Origin of the sequence: Gemmiger gallinarum (genome assembly GCF_014982805.1) — a bacterium.
Lineage (GTDB): Bacteria > Bacillota > Clostridia > Oscillospirales > Ruminococcaceae > Gemmiger > Gemmiger gallinarum.
Genome location: NZ_JADCKC010000002.1, coordinates 551,903 through 568,566 on the forward strand (window position 1 = coordinate 551,903; position 16,664 = coordinate 568,566).

Annotated in this window: 13 protein-coding genes; all 13 read right to left on the minus strand. The window is 61.3% G+C overall.

Annotated elements, in window-relative coordinates; all coding sequences use genetic code 11:
* Positions 1-152: 152 nt before the first annotated feature.
* Positions 153-3,194, minus strand: a complete 3,042-nt coding sequence (locus tag INF35_RS08170; protein ID WP_193501360.1) for a glycoside hydrolase family 3 C-terminal domain-containing protein — start codon at positions 3,192-3,194, stop codon at positions 153-155.
* Positions 3,195-3,239: 45 nt separating this feature from the next.
* Positions 3,240-3,854 (minus strand): hypothetical protein, encoded by a 615-nt coding sequence (locus INF35_RS08175; protein WP_193501361.1) that lies wholly within the window; start codon positions 3,852-3,854, stop codon positions 3,240-3,242.
* 64 nt (positions 3,855-3,918) lie between these two features.
* Positions 3,919-4,068: a hypothetical protein gene (locus tag INF35_RS08180; RefSeq protein WP_193501362.1), complete on the minus strand. Its 150-nt coding sequence runs from the start codon at positions 4,066-4,068 to the stop codon at positions 3,919-3,921.
* A gap of 150 nt (positions 4,069-4,218) precedes the next feature.
* Positions 4,219-5,532 carry an ATP-binding protein gene (locus INF35_RS08185; RefSeq protein WP_193501363.1) on the minus strand — a complete coding sequence of 438 codons (1,314 nt, stop codon included), beginning with the start codon at positions 5,530-5,532 and terminating at the stop codon, positions 4,219-4,221.
* A gap of 5 nt (positions 5,533-5,537) precedes the next feature.
* Positions 5,538-6,251, minus strand: a complete 714-nt coding sequence (locus INF35_RS08190; RefSeq protein WP_193501364.1) for a LytR/AlgR family response regulator transcription factor — start codon at positions 6,249-6,251, stop codon at positions 5,538-5,540.
* Positions 6,252-6,438: 187 nt separating this feature from the next.
* Positions 6,439-7,128, minus strand: a complete 690-nt coding sequence (locus INF35_RS08195; protein WP_193501365.1) for a vWA domain-containing protein — start codon at positions 7,126-7,128, stop codon at positions 6,439-6,441.
* Between the two features lie 126 nt (positions 7,129-7,254).
* Complete coding sequence (locus INF35_RS08200; protein WP_193501367.1) at positions 7,255-8,397, minus strand: O-acetyl-ADP-ribose deacetylase; 1,143 nt, start codon at positions 8,395-8,397, stop codon at positions 7,255-7,257.
* Positions 8,398-8,439: 42 nt separating this feature from the next.
* Positions 8,440-10,314, minus strand: coding sequence for a WG repeat-containing protein (locus INF35_RS08205; protein ID WP_193501369.1), 1,875 nt, complete (start codon positions 10,312-10,314; stop codon positions 8,440-8,442).
* 113 nt (positions 10,315-10,427) lie between these two features.
* Positions 10,428-11,978, minus strand: a complete 1,551-nt coding sequence (locus INF35_RS08210; RefSeq protein ID WP_193501371.1) for a WG repeat-containing protein — start codon at positions 11,976-11,978, stop codon at positions 10,428-10,430.
* Between the two features lie 67 nt (positions 11,979-12,045).
* Positions 12,046-13,926 (minus strand): WG repeat-containing protein, encoded by a 1,881-nt coding sequence (locus INF35_RS08215; protein WP_193501373.1) that lies wholly within the window; start codon positions 13,924-13,926, stop codon positions 12,046-12,048.
* A gap of 43 nt (positions 13,927-13,969) precedes the next feature.
* Complete coding sequence (locus INF35_RS08220; RefSeq protein WP_193501375.1) at positions 13,970-14,122, minus strand: hypothetical protein; 153 nt, start codon at positions 14,120-14,122, stop codon at positions 13,970-13,972.
* Between the two features lie 13 nt (positions 14,123-14,135).
* Positions 14,136-16,313, minus strand: a complete 2,178-nt coding sequence (locus tag INF35_RS08225) for a protein kinase domain-containing protein (RefSeq protein WP_193501378.1) — start codon at positions 16,311-16,313, stop codon at positions 14,136-14,138.
* 39 nt (positions 16,314-16,352) lie between these two features.
* On the minus strand, positions 16,353-16,658 hold the full coding sequence (locus INF35_RS08230; RefSeq protein WP_193501380.1) for a DUF4176 domain-containing protein: 306 nt from the start codon (positions 16,656-16,658) through the stop codon (positions 16,353-16,355).
* Positions 16,659-16,664: the final 6 nt, after the last annotated feature.

Here is a 16,664-nt window from a genome sequence, read left to right on the forward strand (position 1 = left end):
CCGTCCGGCCAGACCGGCATGCACGGAACGCACGGGCACAACCTGCCGTAAAAACCCCAAAGCGGGGCCGGAAGTTTCCGGTCCCGCTTTGGGGTTGTGTAAGAAAAAAGAAGAAGCAAGAAGAAGAGAAGACTTCTTCGGAGGATGGCGAATCAGGCGTTTTCAGGATCAGCCTTGGCCTTTGCTTTCTTGCCGCTGCGGACAGCCATGACGATGGACAGCACTGCCAGCAGGCCAAAGACCACGTCGCAGACGATGAAGGCGATCTGCCACCAGGTGGTGACCTCGATGACCTGCATGTTGGGGCTGACACCGTTCATGGCGTTGGAGTTGGCCACGGTGTACAGGATGCGGGCGGTCGCCTGACGCATGGCGCTGACGACAGTGGCGTCATCCTGATACTGACGGAGCTTGTCGGTCCACTTGGTGGCGTCGTTGCAGTCCCAGGCATCGCCGCCGGCCAGAACGCCCTGCACCACATCCATGTAGTTGTTGGAGTTGGAGAAGTCGGTGACGGCAAAGCCTTCCATGCCCCACTCGCCGCGGAGGATGTTGGTCAGCAGGTTGTAGTCGCCGCCTGCCCAGACGCAGCCGATGCGGTTGAAGGAGGTCATGACGCAGTAGGCGTTGGCGTCCTCTACGGGATACTCGAAGGCCTGGAGGTAGATCTCACGGGCGGCCTGCTCGTTGGTCCAGACGCAGATGCCGTCACGGGCGGTCTCCTGGTCGTTGAGGGCGAAGTGCTTCATGTAGACGTAGACGCCCTTGGACTGGATGCCGCTGACCTCGGCCGCGCAGGTCTTGCCGGAGATGAAGGGATCTTCGGAGTAGTACTCGAAGTTCCGGCCGGAGTAGGGAGTGCGGTGAATGTTGACGCCGGGGCCGTAGATGCCGGAGTACGCCTTGCCGTTGGCCAGCAGGCAGTCATTGCCCATGCTGCGGCCCACCGCCTCGGCGATGGAGGGATCGAAGGTGGCCGCCAGCAGGTCGGCGGAGGTGTAGCTGGTGGAGGAGGAACCGCCGGTCAGGGTCGCAGTGATGCCCTGGGGGCCGTTCTCATCCTTGGTGACCGGCTTGTTGACGCTGGCCACGGGAGCGGTGCAGTGGTAGGCCTGGCCGATGAGCTTGCTCATCTCGGCAAAAGTGACCTGATCCAGCAGGTTGCTCCAGGTGTACTGGGTGCCGTCCACATCAACGCTGCCGTCCATGGGCACGCCCACGAACTGAGCCAGATTCAGGGTACCCTCCGCGCCCATGGCGGGCATTTCGGAGGAGAGGGCGGCATCCTCGGGGATGTTTTCCACCGTGGCCTTGAGAGCGGCGACCAGCTGATCGTTGGCCGGGATCTGGACGGCGGCACTGTAGGAGGTGGCGGTGATCTGAGCCTGAGGCATGGTGCCGGCCCAGTCGCTGCGGCTGACGTAGACGATGTCGTTGGAGGTATCGTCGTCCACCTTGTTCAGGTCGCCGTGGTCCAGCTGGTTGGTGATGGCTGCACCGGTCTCGGCGGTGGCGTAGGTGGTGGTGTCCAGGGAAGCCTGGTTGTACTGGACGGCCAGGGCAGCATTGCCCTCGGCGGTCATGCGGGCGGTATCCACGGTGCCGTTGGCGGTGTCGCCCAGGGCAGCCTTGGCGGCCAGGATGTTGTTCAGCGCCTCATGGGAGCCGTTGCCCGCGGCGAAGTAGTAGTTGCCTGCATCCACGATGTAGGTCTTGGCGCCGTTGGCGTCGTAGGCACGCATCTCGCTCTTGTCCACGGTGACGGTAGCGGCAGCGGTCTGGCCGGCGGGGACGCTGACCTTGGTGTAGCCCACCAGCTCGACGGAAGCCTTCTCCACGCCGTTGGCACGGTCATAGTCGGTGTAGGGGGACTGCATGTAGATCTGCACCGTCTCGGCGCCGTCCACAGCGCCGGTGTTGGTGACATCCACGTTGAAGGTGAAGCTGTCGCCGTTGTCCTGCATGGTCAGAGGACCGTAGGAGAAGGTGGTGTAGGACAGGCCGTAGCCGAAGGGATAGGCCACGGTGGAGGCGTAGTCATAGTCGCCCACGTTGGCGTTGCCCAGAACGTAGTCCTCGTAACGGGTCTCGTAGTAGCGGTAGCCCACGTAGATGCCTTCCTGATAGGCAACGTAGTACTCGTTGTTGCTGCCTGCGAATGCCAGGCCGGCCTCAGCTGCATTGGTGTAGGAGGTGGCATGGGCGTTCTGGATGGCGGGGGAGGTCAGGTTGTCGTAGCAGTAGGTATCCACCAGCTTGCCGCTGGGATTGACGGTGCCCTTGAGCAGGTCGCCGATGGCATTGATGCCGGTCTGGCCGACCTCGCCCACCCACAGGCAGGCGTCGATGCTGTAGTCGGTGCCGCAGATGGCGGGGTTGAGGAAATCCAGCTCGATGGGGTTGGTGGCGTTGAGCAGGACGACGATCTTCTGGATCTGGCCGGCAGCCTTGAGCTCTGCCAGCTTGGCCAGCAGATCCCGCTCCTCGGTGGTGAGGGAGAGGATGTTGCCGTCGCCGTCGCCGGAGTTGTACCAGGGTAGGTCGGAGCCCTCGCCGCAGATACGGCCGAAGACCACGATGGCGGCATCGCCGTACCGGGAGACCGAGTTCCACTCGGTGTCGGTGTAGGCGCTCTGGGGAACCTCATTGACGAGGAACTCGGCGTTGTTGAAGATGTAGTTGTTCAGCGAGCCGGAAGCGGTGACCAGGCCGTAGCTGGAGCCCGCACCGGTGGTGTAGAAGTCCCACATGGTGGGGTTGACCGAGAAGCCGTCGGCTTCCAGCGCATCCTTGAGCTTGGTGGCGTTGGAGGTATCCATGCCGCCGGAGCCGGTGCCGCCGTAGACGAAGTCGGCGCTGGTGGTGCCGAACAGGGTGACCTTGGCGCCCTCTGCCAGAGGCAGGGCGCTGTTGTTGTTGAGCAGCAGGGTGGCGCCGTTGACCACCACGCTCTCGCAGACCTGAGCAGCGTTGGCAGCCTGGTCCTCGCTGGAGGTGAAGTCGGCCTCAAAGTAGGTCTGGCCGGGATCGCCGATGGTCTTGGTGGACTCGGTTCCCAGGACCATGTTGATGATGGAGGCATAGTTGTTGGCGATGGGGCCGCCGATCATGGTCACGGCGAACAGCACCACAAACACCACGCTCAAAATCTTCCACAGCAGGGAACCTTTTGCCTTGGCGTTTTTCTGTTTCATAAAGATTCCTCTCTTGATTGTTCAGTCAGACGGACCGGGGCAGGATTATTCGTTGCCGGTGATGTCCAGGGTCTCCACAGACATCTCAACGATGCGGTAGGACAGGGTGGTGTCGTCGGGAGCCTTGGAGGGGTCCTCAACGGTCATGGTGATCTCCTTGCCGTACTTGGCCAGGAAGTCGGCGGAACCGTCCTCGCTGCCGGCGGGGAAGGCCAGGGTGGTCATGGCGTCGGTCCAGTTGGCGGTATCCAGCATCATGTTGGAAGCGTAGCCGTTGCGGCCGTAAGCCTTGCCGTGCTGCTCAAAGTAGATGCGGGTGGGAGCGGACAGGGTCACATCCACATGGTTGGCGTCGCCGTCGGCAGAAGCCTCAGAGGTGTAGGTGCCGCTGTAGATGATGGTCTTGTTGCCCTTGACGCCGGGGTCGGTGGTGCCGAAGATGTCGTTCTTGTAGTAGAGGTCGTAGGTGTTGTCGGAGTTGGTCACCAGCATGATGTCGTCGTTGGAGTACCATGCAATGGCATCCAGGTAGCTGGCATTGCTCAGCATGTAGGTGGCGCTGATCTCGGCGCTGCCGGAGCTGCAGCCGGTCATGGAGACAGCCATAACAGCCGCCAGAGCACCTGCGGCCACGGTCTTTGCAATGTTGGTACGAATCATAATGTTTGTCCTCCTTCTTTTTCCGGTTCCGCGCCTTCCGCGGAACTTCTGTGACTCTATCTTGTCAAATTGCACAGTTTTGTTCAACGGATACCGCGTAACCCCCTGTTTTTACATCGTCTTTTGGATTTTTCCCTCGAAAGCGGCCCCAAACAGGGAGGATTTTATTCCCTTCTTCTCCCTGGGTGCGGCCTTTTTGTCTTACAGTCTCCACCCGTCAGCCGCCTTTTTCCCTCGCATTTTCGTTTCTTTTTTGCCGGGAAAGCAAAAAGCAGCCCTCCCGGAAGATGCCCGGGAGGGCTGCTTTGCTATTTTGCACAAATTTTACATTTGCATTTGTGCACATTGACCATTTCGCTGTGGATTATTTCTTTTCCGGTACTTCGGGAGCGAAGAGGAGCAGGTCCAGGGAAAAGACGCCGTCCTTGCGGGAGGCTGAGAGGGTGCCGCCGTATTTCTGTACGATGCGCTCCATACTGCGCATGCCGAAGCCGTGGTAGCGGGGGTCCCGCTCGCTGCGGGGCAGCCCCTCCTCAAAGGTGATCTCCCCCTCAAAGGGGTTTTCCATATGGACGCTGACCATGTTGCCCTCCCGGGATGCGGTGAGGGAGATGAACTTTTTCCGGCCGTCAGGCAGCTTGCTCACCGCCTCCACCGCGTTGTCCAGGGCGTTGCCGAAAAGGGTGTACAGGTCCAGCTCCTCCACAAAATCCAGGTCAGGGCCATGGACCAGGCTGGTCAGCTCGATGCCCCGGCCCTGGCACAGGGCCCGGCGCTCGGTAAGCAGCACATCCAGGGCCGCGTTGCCAGTGTGGATGTAGACATCGTACTGCTGGACGCCCTGTTCCAGCTTTTCCATCTGCCCCGCGGGGATCTGACCGTGAAAGCTGCGCAGCAGCGCCTTGAGGTCATGGTATTTTTCGTTGACCAGCTCCATGCTGCTCTTGCCGGCCTCGTACTGGGCCCGCTGGGTTTTCAGGATACGGCGCATCTCGTCCACATTGTGAGTCAGCCGGGCCCGCTCCATGACGCCGAACTGCAGAATGAGGATAAAGACGCCGGTGAGCATGGAGTAGAGGCTCTCGGCCAGGATGGCGCCGCCGTTGCGGCCGGGGTTGTCCTGAGTGATGCGGGCCATGCCGATGCACAGTAGCATGACCCCAAAGGAAAAGACCGCCTTGAGTTTGTTGTCAAAGTTTTCGTTTCGGCGGCGGGTGAAGGGGCGGAAGGCAAAGAACAGCACCGCAAAGGTCCCGCCGTAGCAGAGCAGGTCCACCGCCAGGATGCCTGCCGGATGCTCGGCCAGCCGTCCCACAGGCGGGATGAGCTTGACCAACGTTTTGAAACTGCCGGCGATATCCTGGGAAATGTAGCCCGAGGAAGCCACGAACAGCGCCGTCCAGAAAGATTCGGCATAGCAGAACCAGGTGCAGGCGATGAGCAGCAGATATATCCCCATCATGCTCAGGGTCCGCCCCAGCATGCCCAGCATGGTGGCGTCCCGCAGATAGAGGAAGGCACTGCACAGTTCGGTGAGGATGAAAGCCGCCGCCATGCTAACCAGCGCCCGCAGCCAGAAGCGGGGCCGCCGGCGCAGGGGATAGGCAAACACCTGCATACCCACCGCCGCCTGCAGAAAGAGCAGCAGCAGACGTATATTTGCATACCAGTCCGGCATTTGCTTCACCTTCCTCCGCCTTTGTACTGGGCCAGCGCCTGCAAAAATTCCTTGCGGCGGGATTTGCTCACGGCCAGACGGTCGTCCCCCACCACCACCTCATCGCCGTAGACGCCCCGCACATACTTGAGGTTGACCAGATAGCAGGAATTGCACCGGGCAAAGTGAGCTCCCGCCAGCTGTTTTTCATATTTGGACAGACTGCCCCACTGCTTGATGACCCCGTCGTCGGTATGGATGAGCAGGTCGTGATCAAACACTTCCAGATAATGGATCATGTCGGAGGTCAGGCGCAGTCCGCCCTCCCTGGTCTTGATGTCCAGCACCACGCCGGTCTGACGGTAGCCCAGTACCCGCACGGCCCGCTCCAGCTTGGCTGCAAAGGGCTCGTAGCTGACGGGCTTGACGATATAGTCGAAGGCCTGCACCGAATATCCCTCAATGGCATACTGGGTCAGGCTGGTCACAAAGATGATCATGACCCGGCGGTCCACCTCCCGGATGCGGTGGGCGGCCTCCATACCGGTCATATCAGGCAGACGGATGTCCAGAAACAGCAGGTCGCAGTCCCGGTCATAGTGGTCCAGCAGGTCCATGGCCCGGTCGTAGCGCTGCACCGTGCAGGCAAAGTCGGGGTGTGCCTCCCGGTACCGGTCCAGAAACCCCAGCAGACGCTCCGCCTGCTCCTGCTCGTCCTCCAAAAGGCCGATCTTGTACATGGTCTGTCCTCCCTGTTCCGGCGCCGCCGGTCCTTACATCCGGGCCGGGGGCTCCCTTTCTATGCCGAAGCGCCCCGGAGCGCCGCAATCGCTCCGGGGCTGCCTTTCGGCTGTGGGTGATCCGGTCAGCCCTGCCCGTATTTTACAGTGATATTGTATTTATCATAGTATACCGGCGTTTGCTCTGTCAACGGCGGAAGAACCCCAGCCCCTTCCCTGTCTTGCCCCGGCGCTGGAAATCCTGTTCGATGGGCGCCTTCCAGTCGGCGCTCAGGGGGCGGCTGGCCCGCACATCGCTCACCGCCTGGCCCACTGCCTGGTAGTTGAGGCGGGTGCCCGCCGCGTCGCAGCAGTAGTTGACGGCCCGGGAAGCGTCGATGCCCAGATTTCCGGCGGCCTGCACCGCGTCGATGTTGGCCCCCAGGAAGAGGAATTCCCAGCCGTACTTCTCCTGCTCCCGCCGGATCATCTTTTTCACCTCGTCCAGGCGGTAAAGGCGGCTGGCGTTCTCCATGCCGTCGGTGGTGATGATGAACATGGTGTGGGCGGGCACGTCCTCCGGGCGGGCATATTTGTGGATGCTGCCGATGTGGTGGATGGCGCCGCCCACCGCGTCCAGCAGAGCGGTGCAGCCGCCCACACGGTATTCCCGGTTGGTCATGGGCCGAATGCGGTCCAAAGGCACCCTGTCATGGAGGACCCGGCTCCGGTTGTCAAACAGCACCGTGGAAACCAGCGCCCGGCCGGGTTCCTGTTTCTGGCGCTGGATCATGGAGTTGAAACCGCCGATGGTGTCGGCCTCCAGCCCGCTCATGGAGCCGCTGCAATCCAGGATGAAAACCAGTTCGGTCAGGTTGTTGTCGTGATTCTTTTTCATGAGAAAATCCCCCTGTTCTGTGCCTGTATGTTCTGCGTTTTTTGTTTACAAGCACAGTATAGAGGGATTTTCTCTGTTCATGGTCGCCCGTCAGGCGACATTGTATTTTTGTGGTTATTGGGGGATTCAGCCGCCCAGCAGGCACTGGTCAAAGGCGAACAGCGCCTCGTTGATGGCAAAGATGTCGTAGTCCCCGTGGGCGATAAAATATTCCACAATGATGTCGAATTTGCTGGCGTGGGAGAAGGCATACCCCGCCTTCTGCAAAAGCTCCCGGGCCTCCTCCAACGGCAGTTCCAGCGCCACCGCAAAGGCCATGGCCGTGGCCTTGGAGGGTTTGTAATGGACATCCGACCGGATCTTGGAAAACAGCTTGCGGTCGATGTTGGCCTTTTTGTAGCACTGGGCGTCGGTCATGCCGCTCTCGTCGATCTTGCGCAGCAGCATCTGGGAGAAGCTCTCGTCCAGCATGGCCACGGCATCCTGCAGGCCCCGGTTCCAGAAGGTTTTCTTTTTCTTCGGCGCGGGGGAGCAGGGCGCTGCAGGGGCGGAAAAGCCCGGTGCCTGCGGCCAAGACTGCGCCGGACGGCCAAAGGTCTTGGGGGCAGGCGCGGGCGCGCAGGGCGCTGCCGGGGGCGGAGCCTCCGGCGCGGAGAACTCCCACGCCTCCGGTGCCGCGGCGGGCGGCATCCCGTTCAGGAAGGCCCGGCGGCGCTGTTCCTCCCGGGGTTCGGTGTGGCTGTCGGCATAGCGGTCGTCAATGTAGGCGGCGATGTCGGTGTAGCGCTGCCCGCCGATGCGGTAGCTCTCCCGGTCAAAGATGACCAGCGTGACCTCCATGTCATGGTCCCGCAGAAAATCCCGGATGGTTTCGGTGGCCACCTGCAAAGCTTCCTCCCGGGGATAGCCGTAGGCCCCCGCCGAAATGAGGGGAAAGGCCACCGACTCGCACCGGTACCGGGCCGCCAGCTCCAGGGAATTGCGGTAGGCGGAGGCCAGCAGTTCCCGTTCATGGTGGTTTCCGCCCCACCACACCGGCCCCACCGCATGGATGACATAACGGCAGGGCAGACGGTAGCCCCGGGTGATCTTTGCCTGGCCGGTGGGGCAGCCGTTCAGCGTGCGGCATTCGGCCAGAAGCTCCGGCCCCGCCGCCCGGTGAATGGCGCCGTCCACTCCTCCGCCGCCCAGCAGTCCCTCGTTGGCAGCGTTGACAATGGCGTCCACCTGCATTTTGGTGATGTCGTTGCGCACAATGGAAAAAGGCATTTTTTCGCCTCCTGTTTTGGTCACATTGCCTTGCCGGGGTCCTCAGCGCCAGCGGCCGCCGGGACGGACTTCCTTGTTGATTTGAGCATCGCCGGGGCGGGCAGGCAGCCAGTTGGAGGCGTCCTGCTCCCGGCCGTCGGTCTCGTCCTCCGTCCTGTGGGCGGCATCCGCCACCCCTGCCTGAACCTTGGCGTCCGCCAGGTCAATCAGTCCCCACAGGCCGTCCTGTCTGACCCACAGCTCGTCGTTCCAGGCGGGAGCCATATCCTCAAACTGGCCGAAGTCGATGAGCACGCTGCCGTCCCGGTAGAGAAGCCCCACTTCCCCGTCCTGCCATACCACCATGGTGTCACAGGTACAGGGATAGGCCGCATACCACACGTCCTCGTCCCAGACATCGAAGTTGTACTCGCTGTCCGCCCAGACGCCGCCGTACACAAAGTCGGTGATCTCCGCGCCGGTCTCGTCGATGTAACCCCAGCCGCCGTCCCGGTAGCAGGCGGCAATGCCCTCCGAGAAGTTCTCGGCCCGGTCGTAGATGAAGTCGGTGATGGGCTGGCCGTCGGTGCCGACGTAGCCCTGGGGATAATCCCAGGTCTGGGTGGACAGCACCGCATTGAAGAGCACATAGTCCACCACCACATCGTAAGAGCCTTCGTCCCCGCCGCTGAAGGAGACATGGAAGGGCTGGGTGGCGTCCACGCCGGTGTTTTCGGTGCTGAGAAGGCCCGCCGGGTAGGGTTTGTGCAGGTCCGCCTGGGCCACCGGCATAAAATCCATGTTTTCCAGGCCGCTCTTGAGCAGGCCCTGTTCGGTGTAAAGGTCGTAATAGACCTTGACTTCGCTGACGCTGCTTTCCAGATAGTTGAGCATATTCCATGGCGGAGGCAGGGCCTCCCCGGTGCCGCCGCCCTCATGGAAGAGTTCGGTCATCATGTCCACCAGCCCGGCCACCGTGTCCTCTCCCTCGGAACTGTTCTGGGTGGAGGGCAGGTCCACCAGAGCCTGGGAGCTGTCGGTGTGGTCGGGCATGTAGTAGACCTGCCAGCTGCCGTCGGACAGCTGGACGCCGTAATATTCCGGCAGGCTGGAGTAGCTGGAGAAGCTGGCCTCGTAGAACTTGCCGTTGATGGTCTTTGTGCCGTCGGCGCCGTCGGCGCTGGTGGTAAAGCTGGTGCTGCGCAGAGGGATGACCTGCTCATAGTCGTAGGTCGGCTCCATGATCCAGCTCAGATCGTCCGCCGTCAGGATGCGGTCGGGGGAGCGGGGCGGGGCGTCCGAATCCTCGCTGCCGGTCTGGCCGGTCTCCTGTCCGTCCCCGTTCTCCTCCCGGTCCTGCTCTTCCCCATCTTCTTCCCGGTCGGGATCGTCATCCTCCAGCCGGCCGGGAGGGGGAATGATGTCGTTGTCAATGTTGTCGTGGATCTCATCGGCCTTGTTTTCCGGCAGACCCTCCTCCACGGCATCGTCCACCGTTTTGTGAGCCTCATCCTTGTCGCCCTGTCCCGACTGAGAGTAGGCCAGGCCCACATAGGCATCCAGATTGCCCTCGTCCAGCTGGAGGACGGTGGTATAGTCCTCCTCGGCCTGGGGATACTCGCCCAGACCCAGATAGGCATCGCCCCGGCCCAGATAGGCCTCATCGTTGCGGTCATCGATGTCGATGGCGTTGTTGAAGTGGATGACCGCCTGCTCGTAGTCCATATCCTCCAGATAGCGCGCGCCCAGGTCCAGCTCTTTCTGCAGATGGGACCCGCCCCCGCTGAGCACCACGACCAGCACGATAACGCCGATGAGCAAAACGCCCCCAATGCCGCACAGCAGCAGAATCAACCCGGTGTTTTGACCGGAATTGTAGCCCGGGTCATAGCCTGAATTGTAGCCTGAATTGTAGCCCGAATTGTATCGCCGATCCATTGACTGCCTCCTGTATCTTCCGGATTTTGTTCAGGCCGCCGCATCCGGGACGGCGATGTGCCCGCCTCAGGGCATGACGGCACTCTTTTCCACCCAGCCGCCCGAGGCCTTGCTCACGGATTTTCCGACGCCGTTTGCGCTGCGGTGCTGAGCTCAGGGTCCAGATCTCTCTGCTGCTTGGCATCTGCCAGATCAATAATGCCCCACAGGCCGTCCTGCTTGACCCACAGTTCATTGTTGTAGGCCGGGGCCATGTCCTCAAACTGGCCGAAGTCGATGAGCACGCTGCCATCCCGGTAGAGAAGCCCCACCTGGCCGTTCTTCCACACCACCATGGTGTCGGAGGTGCAGGGGTAGCCGGTGTAAAGCGTCCGGCTTTGGCGGGTCACCGTATCCATCTCATTTTTCGGCCACATGCCGTCATAGACAAACTCGGTCACCGGGGTACCATTCTCGTCGATGTAGCCCCACTTGCCGTCAATGCTGCAGGCGGCCAGATCTTCGGAAAAGTCCTCGGCGCCGTCATAGAGGAAATCGGTGATGGGTTGACCGTCGGTGCCGATGTAGCATTTGGGATAGTCCTGCCTCTGGGAATCCATTACCTCTTCATAGTGATCAAAGTCAAAGTCCTCTCCCCACCACTTCTGGACATTCTCATTGGCATCCAGCCCGCAATTTTCGGTACAAATGGACCCCGCCGGGTAGGGCTTGTGCAGTCCCGCCTGAGCTATCGACTGCAGGCTGACGCTGTAAAAGTCGCCTTCCAGAATTCCCTGTTGTGTAAATGTATCATAGTATACCCTTCCTGTACCTCTGCCGCCCTGCGTCGAAGTAAATAAATGCCAAGGATATGGATACTCTTCTGCGCGAAAATCCTCCGAATAATCAAAGTTAAGGATTCCATCCGCATCGAATATCTCACTTTCTCCGCTCCAAGGAATGTTCCCACTGTCTGCATGGTCGGGCATATAGTACAGCCGCCAGCTGCCGTCCATCAGCTGTACATTGTAATACTGAGGCAGGTTGGAATAGCCTGGGAAGCTCATCTCATAGAAACTTCCGGCTACCGGCACTGTGCCGTCACTGTAGGGGCCCGCCACATTGCTGAAGCTTCTGCCCCGCAGCGGCACCACCTGCTTGTAGTCATAAGTGGGCTCCACCACCCAGGTCAGCTGGTCGGCGGTGAGGGGCTCAGGCGGGATGATCTCGTCCCAGAAGATTTCGAAGTCCGTCTCGGGCAGGCCCAGGTCCTGGGCATGCCGGAGGTCTTCCTCCGCCTCCTCGGTTTTGCCCTGGCCGCTGTAGGCCTGGGCACGGCCCACATAGGCCTCCACAGTCTCGGTCTCCAAGGTCTCGATGACCATGGTGTAGTCGGCCTCGGCCAGCTCATACTCTTCCAGGCCCAGGTTGGCCTCGCCGCGGCCCAGGTAGGCGGGCACATTCCGGTCGTCAATGTCGATGGCGCTGGTAAAGTGGATGACTGCCTGCTCATAGTCCAGTTCATCCAGATATTTCCGGCCCAGGTCCAGCTCCTGCTGCACCCGCACATACCGCCCGCCGAAAAACACCGCCGCCCCGATGACCGCCGCAAGCACCAGCACCGCCACCATAACGGCCAGCAGCATCCGTTCCCGTTTCAGGGCCTCACTGGGTTGTTGATTCATGGTATTCCTCCTGTGGAGCAGAGTTCATCCGCAATTCTGCTCCTTTTTTTGCCGGAAGGCTGCCGCCTTACCAGTCCACAAGGCCGCTGCGCTCCAGCCATCCGCCGGTTGACGTTCCGTCATTCCACCAGGACACATAGACCCAATCCTGATTGTCCCGCATACTGCCCAGTATGGTGACATTCTCATCCGCCGGGATCACTTCCTTCACCCTATAGGCGGTATTGGGGCCCTCATACAGCGGCATGCTGCTGCCCGTCATCAGATAGCGGCTGGTGCCATTGAAGAGTTTTCCCGCCTCCCCGTAGGTCGTGGGATAGTCGGGCTGGATGTCGCTGGTGGGGCCGATGAGGCCCATCTCATAAGAGACATCCCACTCCGGGTCGGCCACTTTTGTTTCTTCCGGAACGCTGAGCTCGGAGTCCAGGTTCCTCTTCTGCTTGGCATCCGCCAGGTCGATAAGCCCCCACAGACCGTCCTGCTTGGCCCACAGCTCGTTGTTGAAGGCCGGGGCCATGTCCTCAAACTGGCCGAAGTCGATGAGGACGCTGCCGTCCCAGTAAAGAAGCCCTACCTGGCCGTCCTTCCACACCACCATGGTGTCGGAGGTGCAGGGGTAGCCGGTATCCCGGGGCTCATACTGATAGGTTTCAGGGTTCCATTCGCTCTTGTCCCATACGCCGTCATAGACAAACTCGGTCACCGGATCGCCGTTCTCGTCGATGTAACCCCACTTGCCGTCAATGCTGCAGGCAGCCAGGCCCTCGGAAAAGTCCTCGGCGCCGTCATAGAGGAAATCGGTGATGGGCTGACCGTCGGTTCCCATGTAACATTTGGGATATTCCTGTTTTTGGGAATCGATGGCATCATAATAGGAATCCATGTCAAAGCCTGCCGGCAGGGAATCATAGAACCAGTTAATGGTCTGATTGGCGTCGACGCCGGTCCCCTCAGTGCTGACGGTTCCTGCCGGATAGGGCTTGTGCAGTCCCGCCTGGGCCACCGGCTGCAGGCTGATGCTGTAGAAGCCGCCTTCCAGAATGCCCTGCCGGGTATAGGTATCATAGTACACGGCCGTGCTGCCGCCGCCGCGCTCCAGCATAGCAAACAGATGCCAGGGATAGGGATACAGATCCTCATGGTATTCCGATACATAGTTCACAATGCCGGTAGCGTCATACCGGGGGTAGGTGCCGAAGTTTTCATCCGGCGCCTCCATGGGGATGTCTCCGCTGTCTATATGGTCGGGCATATAATACAGCCGCCAGCTGCCGTCCGCCAGCTGTACCTCGTAATACTGGGGCAGGTTGGAGTAGCCGGGGAAGCTCATCTCATAAAAGTATCCGTTGATGACCTGAGTGCCGTCGCTGTAGGGGCCCTCCACATCGCTGAAGCTGCTGCCCCGCAGCGGTAGCACCCGCTGGTAGTCATAAGTGGGCTCCACCACCCAGGTCACCTGGTCGGCGGTGAGGGGCGCCGCCGGAAGGACCTCCTCCCGGATGGTCTCGGCCTCCTCCTCGGTCAGACCCAGGTCCTGGGCGTGCCGGAGGTCTTCCTCCGCCTCCTCGGTTTTGCCCTGGCCGCTGTAGGCCTGGGCACGGCCCACATAGGCCTCCACGCTCTCCGCCTGCAGGGTCTCGATGACCATGGTGTAGTCCGCCTCGGCCTGCTCGTATTCCTCCAGGCCCAGATTGGCCTCGCCGCGGCCCAGGTAGGCGGGCACATTCCGGTCGTCAATGTCGATGGCGCTGGTAAAGTGGATGACTGCCTGCTCGTAGTCCAGTTCATCCAGATATTTCCGGCCCAGGTCCAGCTCCTGCTGCACCCGCACATACCGCCCGCCGAAAAACACCGCCGCCCCGATGACCGCCGCAAGCACCAGCACTGCCGTCATAATAGCCAGCAGCATCCGTTCCCGTTTCAGGGCTTCACTGGGTTGTTGATTCATGGTATTCCTCCCTGCCAGATTTCTGTGTCTGCCATCCGCCGGTTCAGCGGTATTCCTGCCAGATGCGCTCGCGGATCTGCTGTTCCCTGCGTTTGAGAACATGCCCCACGATCAGGCCGACCACCGTTGTGACCACCAGTCCGGCGATCCCCACCACCAGAAACAGCATGCCGCTGTTTGCCGTCAGCACTTCCATTTTCCTGCCTCCCTCAGTCCAGCCAGCCGCTGACCTGCAGCTGGTCCAGCAGGCTGTCCAGCCGCGTCATCTCCATATCGCTGGCGCCGTTGGCCTCCGCCTGTTTATAATACTCCTCCGCCAGCGCCGCATAGCGCCGGACCTCCGTGTAATCCCTCTCGTCGATGGAGAACTCTCCCTGCCAGTCGGCGTACAGAAAAGCCAGCCGCATATAGGGACGGTAGTCGGCGGGATACTCCTCGCTCAGGGGCAGGAGCGTCTGCTCTGCCGCCTCGTACTCTCCCAGGGTCTGCTGCACCACCGCCAGATTCAGGGAAGTCTGGATGCTGCCCTGGCCCCGGTCCAGGATGGCCTGCAGGCAGGCCTCTGCCTCCTGATAGTAGGCCGTGCTGTTGTCGGGGTCGGCCTGAGCCTTTTCGCTGCACACCTGGGCCAGCATCTCCCCGTGAAGGGTGCCCGCACTGCCCAGACGCTCGGTCGCCTCCCGCAGCAGGGTAAGGCATCCGTCCAGATCCCCCTGCTGCTCGCAGATCTGCGCAGCGGAAAGATACACCCGGCTCAGTGTCTGGATATCCTCCGTTTGCTGCAGCACGTCCCGGTACTGGGTCAGGGCCTCGTCGTAATTGCCCTTTACCGTGTTGATCTCGGCGCTCACCACCGCGCAGTCCACCGAGGCGGCTCCCCGCTGCTGCAGGGTATCCAGCGTCTGCTGTGCGCCGTCCAGGTCGCCGCTGCGGGCCTGTGCCAGGGCCAGCCCCCGGTAGTAGGCATTGTTGTCCTGACGATATCCCAGCGCCGTCTGATAGTCCTCCGCTGCCTGGGCATACTCTCCCAGCTCATACAGGCAGTTGGCGCGGATGTAATGATAGTCACCCGCCTGATCTTCCGGCAGGTCGTCGGGATTCAGGTTGCCCACCGCCGCGGCGTTGTCCAGAAGGTCCAGCGCCTGGCGGTATTCCGCCTGACGGTATCTCTGCACCGCCAGCTGCAGGTAGGCGTCCGCCCGGTCGGGGGACATGTCGATGGCCTGTTCCAGCAGGGCTTCCGCCTCGTCGTAGCTGCCCTGATTCGCCAGCGTCTCGCTCTGGGAGACGAGGGTCAGATAGGTATTCTGCCGCCCCTGCCGCAGCTGGATGACCCCTGCCGCGGTGCTGGCCAGGCTGGCGCAGAACAGCAGCCCGAACACCACCCGGGCAATGTTGCGGGCCATATGATAGCTGCGGTAGCGGCTGTCCAGCAGGTCCACATCCCGCAGGGCCTGGAGCATATGGTCGGCGTCGGGAAAGCGCTGTTCCTGGGTTTTCTGCATGGCGCGCTGGATAATGCCCGCAAAGGTGGCGCTGATCCGGGGGGAATACCGTCCCAGCGGCGTCAGGGGGTCCAGGGCGATCTCTGGCACATGGCCGGTGACCAGATAGTACAAAGTAGCGCCGATGCCGTAGACATCGGTGGCTTTGGAGATGGTTCCGTAGCCGCCGGCACGGGTGGTGACCGCCGCCTCGGACGACCGCCGGGAAGCACGAAAAGCCTGTCCCCCTGTATGGGAGGCAGGCTGCGCAGGCTGAGGCGTCCACTGGGTCTGCAGAACTTCGGTGGGAGGCAGTTCCCCCTGGCGGGAGGGCTGCGGAGCCGCCGGTCTGTTCTGGGGGCGGGTATACTGTTCCGGGGCCGCAAAACCCGGTGTGGCCGCCCTGGCCAGTGCATCGCCGTCAACGATGAGCGAGGTATTGAAATCAATGAGGCAGAGATCCCCTTTTGGGGTGATCATGAGGTTGCTGGGCTTGATGTCGCAGTGGATGATGGGCGGGGTCTGTTCATGGAGATAGGCCACCACCTCGCACAGCTGGCAGGCCCAGCGGTGGGCCAGTTTCTGGTCGGCGGGACCGTTGTCGCGCACAAACTGGGACATGTTCTGCCCGGGGATCAGGTCCATGACCGTGTATATGTAGCCGTCGCTGCCCTGGATCACGTCGTAGATGCGGGGCAGATAGCGGTGCTTGATGCGTTTGAGGATATCCGCCTCGGCCCGCTGGTCCACCCTGCCCAGATATTTGGGCTTGATCCGCTTGATGACCACATCCACCCCCAGGCCGCAGCGATAGGCGCGGAACAGGGTGCCCATACCGCCCTCGCCCAGCGGACGGATGTCAAAGTATTCGGGACCCAGCTGTTTCTGGATTTCGTCCGTCACGGATGCTTCTCTTCCTTTCTCCTGGCCGCAGGGCCGTGATTATTGCTGCCGGGGCGTTTCGCCGCCCTGCTGGCCAGCCATGGCCTTGTCATAGGCCACCGACATGAGCTTGAGAAAACCCTGGCGCTCGGGGTTGTCGTAGCCGGTAAAGACCACGTCGTTGATGAGCTCGTGGTTGAACACCAGGTTCTTTTTGGGGGAGATATATCCCTCGGGGTAGGGCACGCCGAGGTAATCGTACAGCTTGCCGGACTCCTGCTGCATCTGCAGGATGCCGATGATCATGACCTTTTTGGCGGTCCCCTGAAGGGTGACCACACTGCCGATGGGCAAAAGCTCTTTCATGAGAAA